Annotated in this window: 15 protein-coding genes; 8 read left to right on the top strand and 7 right to left on the bottom strand. The window is 71.2% G+C overall.

Features of this window, described 5'->3' with window-relative positions:
* Positions 1–63 precede the first annotated feature (63 nt).
* Positions 64–918 (top strand): thioredoxin domain-containing protein, encoded by an 855-nt coding sequence (locus EDF55_RS05480; RefSeq protein WP_123653954.1) that lies wholly within the window; start codon positions 64–66, stop codon positions 916–918.
* 354 nt (positions 919–1272) lie between these two features.
* Here the strand turns inward: EDF55_RS05480 and ndk are convergent, their stop codons facing one another.
* From ndk to ileS, 4 genes are read right to left on the bottom strand one after another with little or no spacing between them, the layout of a single operon-like run.
* Positions 1273–1692 carry a nucleoside-diphosphate kinase gene (ndk, locus tag EDF55_RS05485; protein ID WP_123653955.1) on the bottom strand — a complete coding sequence of 140 codons (420 nt, stop codon included), beginning with the start codon at positions 1690–1692 and terminating at the stop codon, positions 1273–1275.
* Between the two features lie 34 nt (positions 1693–1726).
* Positions 1727–2131 carry a DUF4233 domain-containing protein gene (locus EDF55_RS05490; RefSeq protein ID WP_123653956.1) on the bottom strand — a complete coding sequence of 135 codons (405 nt, stop codon included), beginning with the start codon at positions 2129–2131 and terminating at the stop codon, positions 1727–1729.
* A complete protein-coding gene (locus EDF55_RS05495) occupies positions 2128–3597 on the bottom strand; it encodes a folylpolyglutamate synthase/dihydrofolate synthase family protein (protein ID WP_123653957.1) in 1470 nt (489 codons plus the stop codon). Before EDF55_RS05495 ends, EDF55_RS05490 begins: the two co-directional genes overlap by 4 nt.
* Complete coding sequence (ileS, locus tag EDF55_RS05500; RefSeq protein ID WP_123653958.1) at positions 3594–6860, bottom strand: isoleucine--tRNA ligase; 3267 nt, start codon at positions 6858–6860, stop codon at positions 3594–3596. Before ileS ends, EDF55_RS05495 begins: the two co-directional genes overlap by 4 nt.
* Positions 6861–7098: 238 nt before the next feature.
* Between ileS and EDF55_RS05505 the strand changes: the two genes are divergently transcribed.
* Positions 7099–8130 carry a cation diffusion facilitator family transporter gene (locus tag EDF55_RS05505; RefSeq protein WP_123653959.1) on the top strand — a complete coding sequence of 344 codons (1032 nt, stop codon included), beginning with the start codon at positions 7099–7101 and terminating at the stop codon, positions 8128–8130.
* Between the two features lie 286 nt (positions 8131–8416).
* Here EDF55_RS05505 and EDF55_RS05510 read toward each other — a convergent pair whose 3' ends face one another.
* Positions 8417–9016: a TetR/AcrR family transcriptional regulator gene (locus tag EDF55_RS05510; protein WP_123653960.1), complete on the bottom strand. Its 600-nt coding sequence runs from the start codon at positions 9014–9016 to the stop codon at positions 8417–8419.
* Positions 9017–9048: 32 nt separating this feature from the next.
* Here EDF55_RS05510 and EDF55_RS05515 point away from each other — a divergent pair, with 32 nt between their 5' ends.
* Genes EDF55_RS05515 through EDF55_RS05530 form a run of 4 tightly spaced genes read left to right on the top strand, consistent with a single transcriptional unit; the run spans position 9049 to position 14109 of the window.
* Positions 9049–10680 carry an ABC transporter substrate-binding protein gene (locus EDF55_RS05515; RefSeq protein WP_123653961.1) on the top strand — a complete coding sequence of 544 codons (1632 nt, stop codon included), beginning with the start codon at positions 9049–9051 and terminating at the stop codon, positions 10678–10680.
* Entirely contained in the window at positions 10665–11636 is a 972-nt protein-coding gene (locus tag EDF55_RS05520; protein ID WP_260233419.1) for an ABC transporter permease, read from the top strand. Before EDF55_RS05515 ends, EDF55_RS05520 begins: the two co-directional genes overlap by 16 nt.
* The gene (locus tag EDF55_RS05525) at positions 11633–12508 is read left to right on the top strand and encodes an ABC transporter permease (protein WP_123653962.1); all 876 of its coding nucleotides are present in this window, start codon (positions 11633–11635) and stop codon (positions 12506–12508) included. Before EDF55_RS05520 ends, EDF55_RS05525 begins: the two co-directional genes overlap by 4 nt.
* Positions 12505–14109, top strand: a complete 1605-nt coding sequence (locus EDF55_RS05530) for an ABC transporter ATP-binding protein (RefSeq protein ID WP_123653963.1) — start codon at positions 12505–12507, stop codon at positions 14107–14109. Before EDF55_RS05525 ends, EDF55_RS05530 begins: the two co-directional genes overlap by 4 nt.
* Positions 14110–14266: 157 nt before the next feature.
* Here the strand turns inward: EDF55_RS05530 and proP are convergent, their stop codons facing one another.
* Positions 14267–15847 (bottom strand): glycine betaine/L-proline transporter ProP, encoded by a 1581-nt coding sequence (gene proP / locus EDF55_RS05535; RefSeq protein ID WP_123653964.1) that lies wholly within the window; start codon positions 15845–15847, stop codon positions 14267–14269.
* Between the two features lie 282 nt (positions 15848–16129).
* Here proP and valS point away from each other — a divergent pair, with 282 nt between their 5' ends.
* The gene (valS, locus tag EDF55_RS05540; protein WP_123653965.1) at positions 16130–18724 is read left to right on the top strand and encodes a valine--tRNA ligase; all 2595 of its coding nucleotides are present in this window, start codon (positions 16130–16132) and stop codon (positions 18722–18724) included.
* 44 nt (positions 18725–18768) lie between these two features.
* Positions 18769–19020 (top strand): hypothetical protein, encoded by a 252-nt coding sequence (locus tag EDF55_RS05545; protein ID WP_123653966.1) that lies wholly within the window; start codon positions 18769–18771, stop codon positions 19018–19020.
* A 109-nt stretch (positions 19021–19129) separates the two neighbouring features.
* Here EDF55_RS05545 and EDF55_RS05550 read toward each other — a convergent pair whose 3' ends face one another.
* Entirely contained in the window at positions 19130–19969 is an 840-nt protein-coding gene (locus EDF55_RS05550) for an alpha/beta fold hydrolase (protein WP_123653967.1), read from the bottom strand.
* Positions 19970–20088: the final 119 nt, after the last annotated feature.

Below are 20088 nucleotides of genomic sequence, written 5' to 3' on the forward strand. Positions count from 1 at the left end.
TCCTGGACTCTTCTCAGCCAGGAGGGCCCGTCGGCGCGTCGTCAGCCGTTACGCTCGTTCCCGATGAGCGACAACGAGAGCAGCAAGAAGGCTCGCCGGAACGCCGCACGGGAACGTGCCGCCGCCCAGCGCGAGAAGGAGAAGTCCCGCCGGCGCCGCAACCGCACCCTGACGATCAGCGGCATCATCGTCGGTGGTCTCGCCGTGATCGCGGTCGTCGTGCTGGTGATCGCCAACTCGATCCAGCCCGTGGGCCCCGGACCGAAGAACATGGCGAGCGACGGCATCCTCTTCAAGGGTGAGAACAGCCAGATCGTCCCCGTGACGACGAAGGCCATCCCCGAGGGCGGCAAGCCGACCGCCACGAAGCAGGACGACTCCCTCGCGAACATCACCGTGTACGAGGACTACATGTGCCCGTACTGCAACCAGTTCGAGACCGCGCAGATGACCCAGATCAAGCAGTGGGTCCAGAGCGGGTCCGCCACGCTCGAGATGCACCCCTTCAACCTGCTCGACCGCTCCTCGCTCGGCTCGAAGTACTCCACCCGGGCAGCCGCGGCCGCCGCGTGTGTCGCGAACTACCAGCCCGACGCCTTCCTCGACGTGAACGCCGCGTTCTACGAGAACCAGCCGTCGGAGAACACCCGTGGCCTCTCGAACGCGAAGCTCGCCTCGATCGCGAAGAAGGCCGGCGCGACGGACAAGGACATCGCGTCCTGCATCACCGACCAGAAGTTCGCCGGCTGGGTCGGTGACGCCACGAACCGGGCGCTCACCGAGAAGATCCCGAACTCGTCGCTCGACAAGCTCACCGGCACCCCGCTCGTGCTCGTCAACGGCAAGCAGTACAGCGGCACCCTGACCGACACCGACGCGTTCGCCGCGTTCGTCGAGCAGAACGTGAGCGCCAGCTAGCGCGAGCGAGCGAGCGCCAGCGTCCGCGGCGCGAACGCGCGCCGCACAACTGAAGACGGCCCGCACCACGAGATCACGTGGTGCGGGCCGTCTTCCGTTGTGCGGATCCAGACGGAACCGCCTGGAGGCCCGGTGCCGGTCCGGCGGACCGGCACCGCGCCTCCAGGCGGTCACCGACGCGGCCACGGGCGGGCGCGGGCGGGTGCGCGGGCGCGCGCGCGGGCGGCCTGCACCGGCGCACAACCGAGAGCAGCCCGCACCACGGGAATCCATGGTGCGGGCTGCTTTCGGTTGTGCGGACCGCCAGCGGCCGCGGGCCGCGGGCCGCAGGCGGCGCGGGTCAGGCGGAGCGGGTCACGCGAACCAGAGCGCGAGCTCGCGTGCAGCGGACTCGGGGCTGTCCGAGCCGTGCACCAGGTTCTGCTGGACCTTGAGGCCCCAGTCGCGACCGAGGTCACCACGGATGGTGCCCGGCGCGGCCGAGGTGGGGTCGGTGGTGCCGGCGAGCGAGCGGAAGCCCGCGATCGCCGCGTTGCCGGCGACGCGCACGGCGACGACCGGACCGGACTGCATGAACTCGACGAGGGGCTCGAAGAACGGCTTGCCCTGGTGCTCCTCGTAGTGCGCGTCGAGCAGGTCGCGCGGCGCGGTGATCATCTTCAGGTCGACGATCGCGTAGCCCTTGGCCTCGATCCGGCGGAGGATCTCACCGGTGAGCTGGCGGGCGACGCCGTCGGGCTTGACGAGGACGAGGGTCTCTTCGAAGTCGGACACAGCGGTACTCCCTGAGGTTCGGGGGTGGATGTGGTCAGTCCTCGGCAGCGGCGCGACGGGCGGCGTTCTGGCGGTCGAGCTGACCGCCCTTGACGAAGCAGAAGATCCACAGCGCCAGGAACACCAGGCCCACCACGAACATGAACGGCTCGATGAAGCCGGTGGCGAGGATGGCCGCCTGCAGCAGCCACCCGAACCATACACCGGCGCGGGTACCGGTCAGACGCGACGCGAGCGCCAGCACGATCATCGCGCCGATGCCCCCGCCGAACGCCCACCCGGCGGGCAGCGTGTGCTTGCCGAAGACGACGAGCATCGGGAAGAAGAACATGATCGCCTCGAGCACGAGGGCGATCGAGGTCAGGCTCTCCTGCGCGCCACGCTCACGTCGCTGCCGCGGCTGACGACCCGGCCTGGAGGCTCCGCGCGCGTCCGTCACTTCGCCTCACCCTCTCCGTGGACCAGGTCCATGACCGCGCCCACCATCACGATGGAGCCGGCGACGAGCACCATGGCGTCCTCGGCTTCCGCCTCGTCGGCCAGGTCGCGCGCTTCCTGCAGCGCCTGCGTGAGCGAGGGCTCGACGACCACGCGGTCGTTCCCGACCTCGTCGACGATGATCCGGGCGAACTCGTCCGCGTCGAGCGCACGCTCCCCCGGCGGCTGCGTGACGACGAACGTCGCGATCGTGTCCTTGAGCGCGCGGACGAACCCGCGGGCGTCCTTGTCGGCGAGGATCCCGACGACACCGACGACGTGCTCCGAGGGGAACGCGACGGGCAGCGCGTCGGCCAGGGCCTTCGCGCCGTGCGGGTTGTGTGCGGCGTCGACGACCACGGTCGGGTCCTGCGCGATGGGCTGCAGGCGGCCGGGGCTCGTGGCGCCGGCGAGGCCCTCGCTCAGGACGTCCTCGTCGAGGGCCTGGGTCCCGCGGCCGATGAAGGACTCGACCGCGGCGATGGCGACCGCGGCGTTGTGGGCCTGGTGCACGCCGAACAGCGGGAGGAACAGGTCGTCGTAGCGACCGGCGACACCCTGGACGGTGATCAGCTGTCCACCGACGGCCGGGGTCACGTCGGCCACGGAGAACCCGGTGCCCTCGACGGCGAGCGTCGACTCGGTGAGCTCAGCGGCACGCACGAGTTCGGCGAGCGCCTCGGGGACCTGGGCGCTCGACACGACGGCCGAGGACGGCTTGATGATCCCGGACTTGGTGCGGGCGATCTCGGCGACGGTGTTGCCGAGCTGCTTCGCGTGGTCGATCGCGATCGGGGTCAGCACCGCGACCTGGCTCTGCACGACGTTCGTGGAGTCCCACTCGCCGCCCATGCCCACCTCGATCACGGCGACGTCGACGGGCGCCTCGGCGAAGCACGCCAGCGCGAGCACCGTGAGCGCCTCGAAGAACGTCAGCGGGAGTTCGCCCTTGTCGGTGAGCTCCTGGTCGGTCATCGCCAGGATCGGGGTGATGTCGTCCCAGTTCTCCACGAACCGGTCCGGAGCGATCGGCTGCCCGTCGATGACGATGCGCTCCCGGATGGACACCAGGTGCGGGCTCGTCATGAGTCCGGTGCGCAGGCCGTGCGCGCGGACGATGCTCTCGGTCATCCGGGCGGTCGACGTCTTGCCGTTCGTCCCCGTGACGTGGATCACCGGGTACGCCAGGTGCGGGTCGCCGAGGAGCTCGACGGCACGACGGGTCGCGGTCAGGCGGTGCTCGGGTGACTGCTCGCCGATCCGGGCGTACAGGGCGGCCTCGACGCGGCGGACCTCGTCGTCGTCGCCCCCGTAGGGCACGGCGTCGCCGGGGTCGGTGTCCCCGGCCGGTCCGACCGGGATCTCGATCCCGTCCGGCGTGGTCTCCCCGAACTCGTCGCTGTCGTTGCTGTCGTAGCTGTCGCTCATGCGCGCTCCACCTCCACGGTCACCTTGGCACCGTCGCCGACCTCGGTGGCCGGGTCTTCCTTCGCGAACACCGCTGCCACGAGCTGCAGGGTCGTCGCCAGGGTCTCGTTCGCGATGAGCTCCTGGTGCGCCTGCACCGCTGCCTCGGCCGTCTCGTCGGCACGGAGCGTCAGGACGATGCGGTCGCTGACGTCCAGGTCGGCGTCACGGCGGGCCTGCTGGACGGCACGGACGACGTCACGGGCCAGCCCCTCGGCCTCCAGCTCGGGCGTGGTCACGGTGTCGAGCACCACGAAGCCGCCGCCGTCGAGGAAGGCCACGGCGTTCGACGCGTCGGCCACGGTGAGGTCGAGCGTGAACTCGCCCTCGACGAGGTCGATCCCGCCGACGGTGACGCCGGTCTCCGCCGCCACCCAGTCGCCACGCTTGGCGGCCGGGATGACCTGCTGCACGGCCTTGCCGATGCGGGGTCCGGCGGCGCGGGCGTTCACGGTGAGCTTCCGCTCGATGCCGTACTGCGCCAGGGACTCCTCGGCCTGGGTCTCCAGGACGACGCGCTTCACGTTGAGCTCGTCGCGGAGGATGTCCGCGAACGGCTCGACGGCGGCGGTGTCCGGCACGACGAGCGTCAGCGTCGCGAGCGGCAGCCGGACGCGCTTGCCGGTGGCCTTGCGGAGCGCGAGCCCCTTCGACGCCACGTCACGCACGCGGTCCATCGCGGCGACGAGGGCGTCGTCCGCGGGGAACTCCTCCGGGCTCGGGAAGTCCGTCAGGTGCACGCTGCGGTCGCCGGTGAGACCCTTCCAGACCTCCTCCGAGACGAGCGGTGCGAGCGGTGCGGCGACCCGGGCGAGGGTCTCGAGCACGGTGTACAGCGTGTCGAACGCGGCCTTCGCCGAGTCGCTCGACTCGGCGCCGAGCCAGAACTTGTCCCGCGAGCGTCGGACGTACCAGTTCGTCAGCACGTCGGCGAAGTCGCGGATCGCCTGGGCGGCGAGCGGGGTGTCGAGCGCGTCGAGGTGCGTCGTCACGTCGGTCACGAGCACGCGGGTCTTCGCGAGCAGGTACCGGTCGAGCACGTCGGTCGAGTCCGTCCGGCGCGACGCCGGGTAGCCCTCGGGCCCGGACGCATTCGCGTACAGCGTGAAGAAGTAGTACGTCGACCAGAACGGCAGCAGGAACTCGCGGACGCCCTGGCGGATGCCCTCTTCGGTGACGACGAGGTTGCCGCCACGGATCACCGACGAGGACATCAGGAACCAGCGCATCGCGTCGGCACCGTCGCGGTCGAACACCTCGGAGACGTCGGGGTAGTTCCGGAGCGACTTCGACATCTTCTGCCCGTCGGAGCCGAGGACGATGCCGTGGCTGATCACGTTCGTGAACGCGGGACGGTCGAACAGCGCGGTGGAGAGCACGTGCATGACGTAGAACCAGCCGCGGGTCTGCCCGATGTACTCGACGATGAAGTCGGCCGGGTTGTGGCTGTCGAACCACTCCCGGTTCTCGAACGGGTAGTGCACCTGCGCGTACGGCATCGACCCGGAGTCGAACCAGACGTCGAACACGTCGGAGATCCGGCGCATCGTGGACTTCCCGGTGGGGTCGTCCGGGTTCGGGCGCGTCAGGTCGTCGATGAACGGACGGTGCAGGTCGACCTCACCGTCGCCGTTCAGCGGCAGCCGGCCGAAGTCGCGCTCGATGTCCGCGAGCGAGCCGTACACGTCGGTGCGCGGGTACTCGGGGTCGTCGGAGACCCAGACCGGGATCGGCGTGCCGAAGTAGCGGTTGCGCGACACCGACCAGTCGATGGCGTTGCCGACCCACTTGCCGAACTGGCCGTCCTTGACGTTCTCCGGCACCCAGGTGATGTCCTCGTTGAGCTCGCCCATCCGGTCGCGGAACTCGGTGACCCGGACGAACCAGGACGACACGGCCTTGTAGATGAGGGGCCTGCGGCAGCGCCAGCAGTGCGGGTAGCTGTGCTCGTACGAGGCCTGGCGGAGGAGCCGTCCGGCGTCCTTCACGGCCTTCGTCAGCGGCTTGTTGGCGTCCGACCAGAGCTGCCCGGCGACGAGCGGGAACTGCGACGTGAAGACACCGCCCTCGTCGAGGGAGAGCACGACCGGGATGCCGGCCGCCGCGCAGACCACCTGGTCGTCGGCGCCGTACGCCGGGGCCTGGTGCACGATGCCGGTGCCCTCGCCGGTCTCGACGTAGTCGGCGACGAGGATCTGCCAGGCCTGCTCCATGCCCTCGGTCTCGGCGAGGAAGTCGAACAGGCGCTCGTACCGGACACCGTCGAGCTCGGAGCCCTGCAGCTCGCGCGTGACCGCCGCGACAGCGGCCTCCGCCGATTCGTAGCCGAGGTCCTTCGCGTAGGCCGCCACGGTGTCGGCCGCGAGCATGTAGGAGACGGAGCCGGCGGTGCCACCGTCAGCCGAGCCTCCCGGCCCGGCGGGCAGCACCACGTACGAGACGGCGGGCCCGACTGCCAGCGCGGCGTTCGTCGGGAGGGTCCAGGGGGTCGTCGTCCAGGCGAGCGCACGCACGCCGTCGAGCCCCAGCTCCGCAGCGCGCGCGCCCTCGAGCGGGAACGAGACCGTCACGGACTGGTCCTGACGCATCTGGTAGACGTCGTCGTCCATGCGCAGCTCGTGGTTCGACAGCGGGGTCTGGTCGTTCCAGCAGTACGGCAGGACCCGGAAGCCCTCGTACGCCAGGCCCTTGTCCCACAGCTGCTTCCACGCCCAGAGGACGCTCTCCATGAAGGTCACGTCGAGGGTCTTGTAGTCGTCCTCGAAGTCCACCCAGCGCGCCTGGCGGGTGACGTACTGCTGCCACTCGTCGGTGTACTGCAGCACGGACTTCTTCGCGGCGGCGTTGAAGACGTCGACGCCCATCTCGTCGATCTGGTGCTTCTCGGTGATGCCGAGCTGGCGCATCGCCTCGAGCTCGGCGGGCAGCCCGTGGGTGTCCCAGCCGAAGCGACGGTGCACCTGCTTGCCGCGCATCGTCTGGTAGCGCGGGAAGACGTCCTTCGCGTACCCGGTCAGCAGGTGCCCGTAGTGCGGCAGGCCGTTCGCGAACGGCGGGCCGTCGTAGAAGACCCACTCGTCGCAGCCGACACGGCGGTCGATCGACGCCTGGAAGGTGTCGTCGCCCTTCCAGAAGGCGAGGATGCCCTGCTCGACGTCAGGGAAGGACGGCGAGGGGGTGACGCCGGCAGCGTCGGCTGCATCGCGGTTCAGTGGGTATCGCACCGGTTGCTCCTGTGGGTTCGGTTGCTCTCCACGAGGACGGAGCACGCTCCGCGGTACCACCTCGCTTGCCGCACACGCCGGTGCGACCGCTCGTCGTCGGGGATGGTGACGGTCCCGAACCCGTCCGGCTCTACTGACGATCCGCTCGCGCGTCCCGCGTTCTTCCGGAAGCTCCCCGGTGATGGCCGGATCGGTGCTCTTGGAACACGAGTTTAGCGGACGAGAGCATGCTTGAGAGATGCCCTCGTCTGAACAGCAGGACCGTCCCGAGTCCTCCCTCACCGTCGTCATCGCGTTCGGCGCGAACCTGCTCGTCGCGATCGCCAAGACCATCGCCTCGATGCTCTCCGGATCCGCGTCGATGGTCGCGGAGGCGGCGCACTCGTGGGCCGACACCGGGAACGAGGTCTTCCTGCTCGTGGCCGAACGGCGCGGTGCCCGGAAGCGGGACAGCGCGCACCCGCTCGGGTACGGGCGGGAGACCTACATCTGGTCGATGTTCGCGGCGTTCGGGCTGTTCACCGCCGGCGCGATCGTGTCGATCTACCACGGCATCAGCGAGCTCGGGGACACTGGGCCCGCGGACGACGTCCTGCTGAACTACGTCGTGCTGGCGCTGTCGTTCTGCCTCGAGGGGACGAGCTTCCTGCAGGCGTACCGGCAGGCGCACGGCGCCGCCCGGAAGCGCCGGGTGCCGGTGCTCCGGCAGGTGCTGCAGTCGTCGAACCCGACACTCCGGGCCGTGTTCGCCGAGGACGCCGCCGCGCTGATCGGTCTCGTGGTCGCGTTCCTCGGGGTGTTCCTCCACCAGATCACGGGGCTGGCGGTGTTCGACGCGATCGGCTCCATCGCGATCGGTGTCCTGCTCGGGGTCGTGGCGATCATCCTGATCGACCGCAACCGCCGGTTCCTGCTCGGCGAGAGCACGTCGCCGGAGCTGGAGAACGCGGTGCTCGTCGAGCTGCTCGGGCGCCCGCAGATCGACCGCGTCACGTACCTGCACCTGGAGTTCGTCGGGCCGTCCCGGGTGTACCTCGTCGCGGCGATCGACCTCATCGGCAACGAGGACGAGTCGCACGTCGCGGTCCGCCTGCGCGAGGTCGAGAAGTCCCTCGAGGAGAGCCAGTACATCGAGGAGGCCGTCCTCACCCTGAGCCTGCCGGGCGACGAGTCGCTGATGCCGACCGACGGCGACGTGCCCGAGGTCGTCCGGGACGGCACCGTGGAGGACGTGGCGTCCGGCGGGGCCGGCACGCTCCGCACCGACTAGCGCGGCGGCGCGGCGCGGCGCGGCGGCGCGGCGCGGCGCGGCGGCGCGGCGCGGCGCGGCGGCGCGGCGCGGCGCGGCGGCGCGGCGCGGCGCGGCGCGGCTTGCGCCGGCGCGCCGCCCGCGCCGCCCGCGGTGTCGCACGGCGCAGCACAACGGAAACCGGCTCGAACCACGCACGTCCGCGGTTCGAGCCGGTTTCCGTTGTGCGACGCCGGTCCGCACCGCGGAGCGCGGGCGTCGCGTCAGCGCGCGGGAGCGGGCGCCGCGCGAGCGCGCGGGCGTCGCGTCAGCGTGCGTCGAGGCCGGCGGCCACCGGGGTGAGCGCGGCGCCGACGTACTCGACGAGCGGGCGGCGGGCCACCCCGTCGGCGACCCACACCCCGAAGGCCGCGGCCGCCGCGCCGAGCATCGCACCCGACACCGTCTGCGGCCAGAGCGACCCCGGGTACTCCCCCGTGCGGCGCGCGACGAACGCCGCGACCGCGCCGTGCTGCGCCGTCACCCGCGCGGCGACGCTCGCGACGAGCTCCTGCCCGATGCCCATCACCTCGGCCTGTGCGACCGCCCACGGCACGCGCTCCGGATCGTGGGCGCGGGCGGCGGCGAGGAGCGCCTCCTCGACGGCGCGCACGGCCGACGGCTCGGCGGATTCCGCCAGCAGGGCCGGCAGCGCGGCGACGGCGGCGTCGAGCTCGAGCCACATCACGTCCGACTTCGCCAGGAAGTAGTTGAAGAACGTCGCCCGGCTGACCCCGGCGCGCGCGGCGATGTGGTCCACGGTGGTGCCGGCGTAGCCCTGCTCGAGGAACAGCTCCGCGGCGGCGTCCGCGAGCACCTCGGCACTCGAGCGTCGCGGCCGTCCCCCGCGGCGGATCGGTTCGTCCATGGTCCCCAGTAAACAGCTAGACTCGTCCAGCCATGATCTTGGACCCAGTACAGAAACGCCGTACCCGAGCCGCGGGCCTCGTCGCGGGTGCCACCGCGCTCCTCCTCGCCCTGACCGCGTGCACCGGCGCCGGCACGAGCACGACGAGCAGCTCACCCGTCACCGGCGGCACGCTGACGTACGCGTCCGGTGACGCCGAACCGACCTGCCTCGACCCGCACGTCGGCGGCAACTACCCGCAGGCGCTGCTGTCGACCCAGTACATCGAGGAACTCGTCGGACTCGACGACGGCAAGCCGACCCCGTCCCTCGCCACGAAGTGGACGACGAGCGACGACGGGAAGACCCTGACGTTCACGCTCCGCGACGACGTCACGTTCACCGACGGCACCCCGTTCGACGCCGCCGCGGTCGTGGCGAACATCGAGCACGTGCAGGACCCGGCGACGGCGTCGAGCACGGGGTACCTCGCCCTGCAGTCCATCGAGAAGGCCACCGCGACCGACGACCACACCGTCACGCTGTCGCTCAGCCGTCCGGACAGTGCGCTCCTCGAGTCGTTCTCGCAGCCGTGGGTGGGCATGGAGTCCCCGAAGGCGCTCCAGCGCACGCAGGCGGTGAACTGCGAGTCGCCCGTCGGCACCGGCCCCTTCACGATCACGAACTGGAAGCACGGCGACCGCGTCACCCTCGCGGAGAACGACGACTACTGGGGCACGACGAAGCCGCGGCTGTCCGGCATCACGTGGCGCTTCCTCCCCGACTCGACGTCCCGGTACGCGGCGCTGCAGTCCGGGCAGGTCGACGTCATCGACAACGCCCAGCCCGACCAGCTCAAGGCCGCGTCGGCGAAGTCCACGATCCGCGACCTCGACGCCCCGCGCCCCGGCGCCTCGAACCGTCTCGAGCTGAACTCCGGCCACGGCGTGTTCCAGGACGAAGCCGTGCGCAAGGCGTTCATCGCCGGCGCGGAGATCAACCCGGGCGTGCAGTCGCTGTTCCTCGGCACCGCGAAGCGTTCGTACTCGGCGCTCTCCAGCGTCGAACCGTTCGGGTACTCCGACAAGAGCCTGTTCCGGTACAGCCCGAGCACGGCGGAGCAGCTCCTCGACGACGCCGGCTGGAAGGTCGGCTCGGACGGCATCCGGCAGAAGGACGGCAAGCAGCTCACGGTGACGTTCCCGGTGTCGACCAACCAGTCGGTGCCGGCCGAGCGCAGCCTGTTCCAGCAGATCCAGGCATCGGAGGCGAAGGTCGGCATCAAGGTCCAGCTCGAGGAACTCGACCTGTCCAGCTGGTACGCCGCCCTCGCGAACAACCAGTACGACGTCGTCAGTGCCCCGTACACGAAGGTCGGGGCCGACGTGCTCCGGATCCTCTACGACTCCGCGAGCATCACCCCGGCGCCGTCGGGGTACTTCGCGAACCTCGCCCAGCTCGACGACCCGAAGGTCGACGCGCTGCTGGAGCAGGCGGCGCAGACGTCCGACACCAGCACGCGTGGCAGCCTCTACGAGGAAGCGCAGCAGCGGATCCTGGAATCCCGGACGGTGCTGCCGCTCTACGACCAGCAGAACCACTTCCTGTACCGCTCGGCCGTGCACGGGATCCGGACGACCGCCGTCTCGACACCGTGGTTCGGCACCGCATGGATCGACCGCTGAGCTGGGTCTGGTGGGCACTCCGCCGACTGCTCGGCGGCATCGGGGTGCTCTGGGCCGTCGCGACGATCGTGTTCGTCGCGATCCGGCTCATCCCCGGCGACCCCGCGCTCGCGGTCCTCGGCGGCCCCGGGTCGCAGGCCTCGGCCGCGGCGGTCGCCCAGGTCCGCGCGGACTACGGGTTCGACCGACCCGTCATCGTGCAGTACGCGGTGTTCCTCGGACGCCTGGCGACCGGACAGCTCGGTGACTCGTACGCCTTCCGGACCCCGGTCGCGACGCTGCTCGGCCAGCAGCTGCCGGTCACGCTGACGCTCGCGGTCGCCGGGCTCGTCGTCGCCTGGGTGCTCGCGATCGTCGCCGCGTGGTGGTCGACCCAGCGCGGCCGGGTCGCCGCGACCCTGACCAGCGCGATCTCCGTGACCGCGAGCGTCACCCCGCACTTCTGGCTCGGCAGCGTCCTCATCGTGGTGTTCGCGAGCGCGCTCGGCTGGGTGCCCGCGGTCAGCGACGGCAGCGTCCGCGGATGGGTCCTGCCCGTGCTGACGGTCGCGGTCCCGGTCGCCGGCTACCTCGCCGAGACCGTCCGGGACGGCGTGGTGGACGCCCAGCGCTCGGCGTTCGCGCTCGCCGCCCGCGGCCGTGGCGAGACCCGCGCGGGGCTCTTCGGACGGCACCTGCTCCGGCACGCCGCGCTCCCCGGGATCGCGCTGTCCGCCTGGGCCTTCGGGTCGCTCGTGTCCGGCGCCGTCGTCGTCGAGTCGGTCTTCGCGCTGCCCGGCATCGGCCGGGCGCTCGTGACCGCCGTCACCCAGCGGGACATGCCCCTGGTTGCCGGGATCGCACTCGTCTCCGCGGCGGCCTACGTCGTGGTGCTCGCGGTCGCCGATCTCGTCGAGCGCGCCGTCGACCCGCGCACGAGCCAGCGCGGTCCCGGCCACGGGGCGGACGCGCGATGAGCGGGATCGCCGAGCCGAGCCTCCAGGCCGGTGCGACCGCGGCAGACCCGCCGACGCGACCCGGACGCACCCGCACCCTCGGCCCCGCCGGCACCGTCGCCGCCGCCGTCGTGGCGCTCGCCGTCGTCGCTGCCGCATGGCCGGCACTCCTCGGCGGCGCGCACCCGCTCGCGGTGCACCCGGCCGAGGCGCTCCTGCCACCCGGCGCAGGGCACCTCTTCGGCACCGACGAGTCCGGCCGGGACGTCCTGGCCCGGGTCGTCGCCGGCACCCGCGCGAGCCTCCTGGTCGGCGTCGTCGCCACCCTCGTCGGCGGAGGCGTCGGCATCGTGCTCGGCGTCGTCGCCGGACTCGGGGGCCGCATGGTCGACGCCGTCATCGGCCGCGTGACCGAGGTCGCGTTCGCCCTCCCGCTGCTCCTCGTGGCGCTCGTCGTCATCGCCGTGACCGGCCCCGGTCCGGTGCCCGCGATGCTCGCCGTCGGGTTCGCGACCGCTCCCGGCTACGCGCGCATCGTCCGCGGCCTGGTGCGGACCGCGCGGTCCTCGCAGGTGGTCGAGACCGCCGTGCTGCAGGGTCGCTCCCCCGCGCGCATCGTCCTCCGGCACGTGCTGCCCGCCGCGCTCTGGCCGATCGTCGCCGTGGGGACACTCGGCGTCGGCCAGGCGATCGTCTGGGCCTCCGCCCTCAGCTACCTCGGCGTCGGCACGCCACCACCGGCCCCGGAGTGGGGCGCGATGCTCGCCGACGGCCGGACCTACCTGCAGACAGCACCCTGGATGAGCACCTTCCCCGGCCTCGCGATCGTCGTGCTCGCGACCGCGGTGACGGTGCTCGGCCGGGCCCTCCGACCCACTGGAGCAACCCGATGAACGTCGTCGAAGCACGAGGACTCTCCGTGGCGGTCGGCGGCACACCGCTCGTCCGGGACGTCGCCCTCGCCGTCGCCGCCGGCGAGTGCGTCGCCCTGGTCGGCGCGTCCGGCTCGGGCAAGACCGTCACCGTCCGCGCGCTCCTCGGCCTGTCCGCGCCCGGTTCCGCCGTCCGCGCCGACGGGCTCGAGGTCGCCGGCCTCGACGTGCGCGCGTTCTCCGACCGACGGTGGCGTTCGGTGCGCGGCGCACGTGTCGGATACGTCGGACAGGAGGCCCTCGGCGCGTTGGACCCGCTCCGTCCGGTCGGGCGTGAGGTCGACGACACCCTCCGGCTGCACACCGCGATGAGCGCACGTGAGCGCGTGGACGCCGTGCGCTCCGCGCTCGCCGGGGTCGGTCTCGACCCGGCGATCGCGTCCGACGGACGGCTCGCGGGGACGCTCTCCGGGGGGATGCGGCAGCGGGCACTCATCGCCGCCGCCACGATCGGGTCCCCGGCGCTCGTGATCGCGGACGAGCCGACGACGGCGCTCGACGCGGGGATCGCCGTGCGGGTGATGGAGCAGCTGCGGGCGGCGCAGGAGCGCGGCGCGGGGCTGCTCGTCGTGACGCACGACCTGGGGCTCGTCGCGGGGTGGGCGGACCGCGTCGTGGTGATGGACGCGGGGCGCGTCGTGGAGGAAGGAGCCGTCGCGGCGGTGCTGCGGTCCCCGGTGCACGCGGCGACGCGGGCGCTGGTCGCGGCCGCCGGCGCAGGTGCCGGGTCGCACGGTGCGAGGGGCGCCGCGGGCGCCGGGTCGCACGGTGCGGGGTCGGGCGCCGCGGTGCTCGAGGCGCGGGAGCTGTCGAAGTCGTACGACCGGGTGGACGCCGTCACGGGCGTGTCGTTCACGCTCGAGCGTGGCCGCTCGCTCGGCGTCGTCGGCGCGTCCGGCTCCGGCAAGACCACCCTCGTCCGGATGCTGCTCGGCCTCGAGGCGCCCGACGCCGGCACGGTCACGCTCGACGGCGAACCGTGGGCGCCGCTCCCCGAACGGGACCGCCGTGCCCGCCGCACCCGGGTGTCCGCCGTGGTGCAGGACCCCGGCGCGACCTTCGACGAGCGCTGGAGCGTGGAGCGGGTACTCGCGGACGCGTTCACCGACGGCAACGCCCGGCGGGCGACGGGCGAGCTCGGGGACCGGGTGGACGCCGCGCTCCGGCAGGTCGACCTCGACCCGGCGCTCCGCGACCGGTCACCGCTGACGCTCTCCGGCGGGCAGCGGCAGCGACTCGCGATCGCCAGGGCGCTGGCGACCGACCCCGCGGTGCTGGTGCTCGACGAACCCGTGACGGCACTCGACGCCACCGTGCAGGACGCGGTGCTGACGCTGCTCGAACGGCTCAGGGACACCACCGGGGTGGCGATGGTGTTCGTGTCGCACGACCTCCGTGCGGTGCGGCGCATCGCCGACGACGTGCTGGTGATGCACGAGGGCGCGGCCATCGAGCACGGACCCGCCGCCGACGTGTTCGCACACCCGGAGCACCCGGTGACGGCGGAGCTCCTCCGCGCCGCCGAACGGCTGTCGGCCGGCCCGGCCGCGGCCGCGGCGTAGCGACGGCGCGCAGCGCGCGACCGCGCTCCGCGCGAGACGCCGCGCTCCCCGCGAGACGCCCCACTCGCCGCGAGACGCCGCCACCTCCCGCGGTGTCTCGCGGGGGTGACGGCGTCTCGTGTGGTGAGTCGGGCCTCCAGGCCGGTGCCGGAGCCGGTCAGCTGCCGGACGTGGCCTTGTCGTTGTCCGACGAGGCGCTCGCCGAACCGGAGATCACCGGGATCTCGCTCGTCGAGAACTCCTTCGCCCAGTCCGATTGCGCGAACTCCGACGACGGGTCGTTGTACTCGTCGATGACCTGGGCCACCTCTGCCTCCGAGGCGACCGTCGGGCCGGAGCCCATGAGCGGCGTGCTCGCGGTCTCCTTCGTGAAGTACACCGCCACCAGCCCGATGAGCGCTGCGGCCATCAGGTAGAACGCGGGGATGTCCTCGGCCCAGCCGAAGCCCGCGTCCTTCGCGCCGTTGATCAGCGCGGCGGTCGCGAGCGGGGTCGTCCCACCGAAGAGCGACACCGATACGTTGAACGCGATCGCCAGGGCGCCGTAGCGGATGATCGTCGGGAACAGCGCGGGGAGCGTCGAGGGCATCGTCGAGGTGAACGTGACGAGCACGACACCGAGGATCAGCAGGCCGAAGAACACGCCGACGCCGGTACCGGTCTGCACGAGCTGCAGGGCCGGCCACGAGAACAGGAAGAAGCCGATGCAGCCGGCGGCGAGCACCGGACGACGCCCGAACTTGTCGGACAGCCGGCCGCCGAAGGTGATCACGACCATCATCAGGATCATCACGATGACGATGAGGATCAGCCCGAACGTGGCGTTCTGCCCGAGGTTCTGCTCGAGGTAGGTCGGCATGTACGACAGCAGCATGTAGTCGGTCACGTTGAAGACCAGGACCAGGCCGATGCAGATGATGAGCGCACGCCAGTTCTCCGCGAAGAGCTTGAGGAACGGCGTCTTCTGCGACTCGCGCTCGGCCGCTTCTTCCTGCTGCTTCTGGAAGGCCGGGGTCTCCTCGAGCTTCAGACGCAGGTAGAGCCCGATCAGACCGAGCGGGCCGGCGATGATGAACGGGATGCGCCAGCCCCAGCTGAGCAGGGCGTCCTCGGACAGGCCGAACTGCAGGCCGGTGACGATGGAGGCACCGAGCACGTACCCGGCGAGCGTGCCGAACTCGAGCCAGGAGCCCATGAACCCGCGGCGCTTGTCCGGGGAGTACTCGGCGATGAACGTCGCGGCGCCGCCGTACTCACCACCAGTCGAGAAGCCCTGCACGAAGCGGGCGACGAGGAGCAGCACCGGCGCCCAGAACCCGATCGAGCTGTACGACGGGATCAGACCGATCATGAGCGTGCCGGCGGCCATCAGGATCATCGTCAGCGCGAGGACCTTCTGGCGGCCGATCTTGTCGCCGATCGGGCCGAACACCGCGCCGCCGATCGGACGGACGATGAAGGCCGCGGCGAAGAAGCCGAACGTGGCGACGAGGTTCGCGGCCGGGTCACCCTCGGGCAGGAACACCTTCGAGATGGTGACCGTCAGGTACGCGAAGATGCCGAAGTCGAACCACTCCATCGCGTTGCCGAGCGCTGCTGCGGCGACGGCGCGCTTGAGGAGCGACTCCTCGACGACGGTGACGTCGCCCGTGGTGAGCTTGCGGCGTGCGCGCTTCGCGGCGCCCTTCGACCGGACCGGCCGGTCGCCGTGCGGGTGGGGTGCGTTGTTCGGTGCCAAATCGTCCTCCGGTTGCTGTGGCTGCCTTCGGGAGTCCGACGAGAAGAGCGACATCGCAGGACTGCGAACACCGACGGCTCGCCGAACAAACTCCGACAGACTACCAGCTGCCCGCTCTTCATGGAATATCAGGTGTGATCCGCCTTGTCCGCATCCCGCGAACAGGCCGACCCACGCCGGATCCAGCCGCCCGGTACGATTGCTGCACCGCGCGTCACGCGTGGACACTCAGGCACCTCATCACGGACTCGGTGCCGCACATAGCGATCGAAAGGCGCAGCCATGACCAAGCCCATGCCCGACAAGCCCACCGTCGACGGACTCGAGCAGGTCTGGGGCCCCGTCTGGGACCAGGACGGCACCTACCGCTTCGATCGCTCCGCCGCCGCGGACCGCAGCCAGGTCTACTCGATCGACACGCCGCCGCCCACCGCCTCCGGCTCGCTGCACATCGGGCACGTGTTCTCGTACACGCACACCGACCTCAAGGCCCGGTTCGAGCGCATGCGCGGCAAGCACGTCTTCTACCCGATGGGCTGGGACGACAACGGTCTCCCCACCGAGCGTCGCGTGCAGAACTACTACGGCGTCCGCTGCGACCCGCAGCTCCCCTACGACGGCACGTTCGTCCCGCCGTTCGAAGGCGGCGACAACAAGTCGAGCAAGGCGGCCGACCAGGTCCCGATCTCGCGCCGCAACTTCATCGAGCTGTGCGAGCGCCTGACGGTGCAGGACGAGCAGCAGTTCGAGCACCTCTTCCGCACGCTCGGTCTGTCGGTCGACTGGACGCAGTCGTACCGCACCATCGACGACACCTCTCGCGCGAGCGCCCAGCGCGCCTTCCTGCGGAACCTCGAGCGCGGCGAGGCCTACCAGGCCGACGCCCCGACGCTCTGGGACGTCACCTTCCGCACCGCGGTGGCGCAGGCCGAGCTCGAGGACAAGGAGATGCCGGGCGCCTACCACGGCATCGCGTTCCACAAGTCGGACGGCAGCGGTGACATCGTCATCCAGACCACCCGCCCCGAGCTCCTCCCCGCCTGCGTCGCCCTCGTCGCGCACCCGGACGACGAGCGCTTCCAGGACCTCTTCGGCACCACGGTCCGCTCCCCCCTGTTCGACGTCGAGGTCCCGGTGCTCGCTCACCACCTCGCGCAGAAGGACAAGGGCGCCGGCATCGCGATGGTCTGCACCTTCGGTGACACCACCGACGTCGTGTGGTGGCGCGAGCTGCAGCTGCCGAACCGCGCCATCATCGGCTTCGACGGCCGCGTCCGCTCGGACGAGCCGTCGTGGATCGAGTCCGAGGGCGGCAAGGCCCTCTACGCCGAGCTCGCCGGCAAGACCGTGTTCTCCGCGAAGAAGGTCGTCGTCGACGCCCTCACCGCGTCCGGCGAGCTCGTCGGCGACGTGAAGACGATCCAGCACCCGGTGAAGTTCTTCGAGAAGGGCGACAAGCCGCTCGAGATCGTCTCGACCCGCCAGTGGTACATCGTCAACGGCGCCCGCGACGAGTCGCTCAAGGCCACGCTCCGGCAGCGCGGCGAGGAGATCGCCTTCCACCCGGACTTCATGCGGGTCCGCTACGACAACTGGGTCGGCGGCCTGTCCGGCGACTGGCTGATCTCCCGCCAGCGCTTCTTCGGCGTGCCGCTGCCGGTCTGGTACCCGCTCGACGCCGACGGCAACCCGGTCTTCGACCAGCCGATCGTCCCGACCGAGGCGCAGCTCCCCGTCGACCCGGCGTCCGAGCCCGCCCCCGGCTACGCCGAGGACCAGCGCGGCGTCCCCGGCGGCTTCCAGGGCGAACTCGACGTGATGGACACCTGGGCGACGTCGTCCCTGACCCCGCAGCTCGCGGGCAAGTGGGAGACCGACCCGGAGCTCTACGGCCTCGTCTACCCGTACGACGTCCGCCCGCAGGCCCAGGACATCATCCGCACGTGGCTCTTCACGACGGTCCTCCGCAGCCAGCTCGAGGCCGACGTCGTGCCGTGGAAGCACGCCTCGATCTCCGGCTTCATCGTGGACCCGGACCGCAAGAAGATGTCGAAGTCGAAGGGCAACGTCGTCACGCCGCTCGCGATCCTCGAGCAGCACGGCGCCGACGCGGTCCGCTACTGGGCCGCATCGTCCAAGCTCGGCACCGACGCGGCCTTCGACCCGCAGAACCCGAAGCAGATCAAGGTCGGCCGTCGTCTGGCGATCAAGGTCCTCAACGCGGCGAAGTTCGTCTACGGCTTCGAGCTGCCCTCCGGCGCCACGCGCGTCACCGAGGCGCTCGACATCGACATGCTCGCCGCGCTCCGCACCACGCTCGAGCAGGCCACCACCGCGTTCGAGGGCTTCGACCACGCCCGCGCACTCGAGGTCACGGAGCGGTTCTTCTGGACCTTCTGCGACGACTACCTCGAGCTCGTCAAGGAGCGTGCGTACGGCACCGCGCCGGACTCGACGCACGAGACCCAGGCGAGCGCCGTCCTGGCGCTGCGCGCCGCCATCGACGTGCTGCTCCGTCTCCTGGCACCGTTCCTGCCGTTCGCGACGGAGGAAGTGTGGGCCTGGACCCACGACACCAGCGTGCACCGGGCCTCCTGGCCGACCGCTGCCGACCTGCCGGTCGACGCGGCCGAGACCGGTCTGCTCGCCGCCGTCGGGCAGGCGCTCATCGGGATCCGTGGCGCCAAGACGGCCGCCAAGGCGTCCCAGAAGACGCCGGTGACGCGTGCCGTCGTCGCGGCCCCGGCCACGACCCGCGAGCTCGTCGAGCGCGCGGCGGTCGACCTGGCGGCCGTCGGCCGCATCCAGGACCTGTCCTTCGTGGACGGCGACGTGCTCGAGGTGACCGAGATCGAGCTGGCCGAGCAGCCCGCGTAGGGTCGCGTTCGTCTCGGTTCACCATCGACGGCCAGGAGGCTCGGATGCAGTTGGGTACGCGCTGGAACGTGGGTGCGTCAGCACCCTCACGGCTCGACGAAGCGCTGGTCGTGGCGGTGCGGTCCGTCGAGGACGAGTTGGCCGCGGAGTCGGTCGACACGACCGGGTGGGGGTGGACGCTCACCTACCTGGAGGGCAAGCCCCGGGTCGAGCTGGACGACGGCACGTCGATCCACCTCGACGACGCCGGGCACGCCCAGGTGACGAACCCGGACGACGCCCCCGAAGAGGACTGAGGCGCGCGCTGGCCCGCTCGCGCGGCGGCGGTGCCGCTCGGCGGCGCACAACGAAAACCGGCTCGAACCACGGACTTCCGCGGTTCGGGCCGGTTTCGGTTGTGCGGGGTCAGGCCTGGGCGAGCCAGCCGAGCAGGACCTCGTTCACCTCGGCGGTGTGCGTGGTGAGCAGGCCGTGGGGTGCACCCTCGATCTCGACGTACTGCGCGTGCGGCAGGGCCTTCGTGAAGCGGCGGCCGGTGGCGTCGATCGGCAGGATGTTGTCCGCCGTGCCGTGCACGATGAGCGCCGGGACGGTGACCTTCGGGATGTCCTGACGGAAGTCCGTCGGCCAGGTCAGGGGTGCTGCAGCGGATGCGATCGCACCGGAGCCAGCGGCGACGTTCCACGCGTTGCGGACGGCTTCCTCGGAGATGCGGCTGCCGAGGTTCTCCGACAGGTTGAAGAAGTCCTGGTAGAAGTTCGTGAAGTACGCGTACCGGTCCTTCTCCACGTCCGCGGAGACGCCCTCGAAGAACGACATCGGTGCGCCACCGTCGGGGTTGTCGTCCGTGATCGCCAGGTACGGCTCGAGGGAGGCCAGGAACGCGACCTTCGCGATCCGGTCCTCACCGTGGCGGCCGATGTAGCGGGCGATCTCGCCGGTGCCCATCGAGAAGCCGACCAGGATCACGTCGTGCAGGTCGAGGGTCTCGAGGACCGTGTGCAGGTCGTCGGCGAACGTGTCGTAGTCGTACCCGGTCGACGGCTGCGAGGACTGGCCGAACCCGCGACGGTCGTAGGTGATCACGCGGTAGCCGGCGTCGAGGAGCGGCGGGACCTGGCCTTCCCACGAGTTGCCGTCGAGCGGGAAGCCGTGGATCAGCACGATCGGCTGCCCGGTGCCCTTGTCCTCGTAGTGCAGCTGGATGTCGACGCTGTTCTCGGTCCCGACGGTGATCTCACCCATGGTCTTGCCTTCCTTCGGCATTCGTTCCGGTCGGAGAACGGCCGTTCTCGCCGGTGTCCGCTACACTAGAGAACGATCGTTCCCAGCGCAAGTCGGCGCGGTGGACGGGCAGTGGAGAA

The sequence above is a fragment of the Curtobacterium sp. ZW137 genome (assembly GCF_003762905.1).
In the GTDB taxonomy this organism is placed as follows: Bacteria; Actinomycetota; Actinomycetes; order Actinomycetales; family Microbacteriaceae; genus Curtobacterium.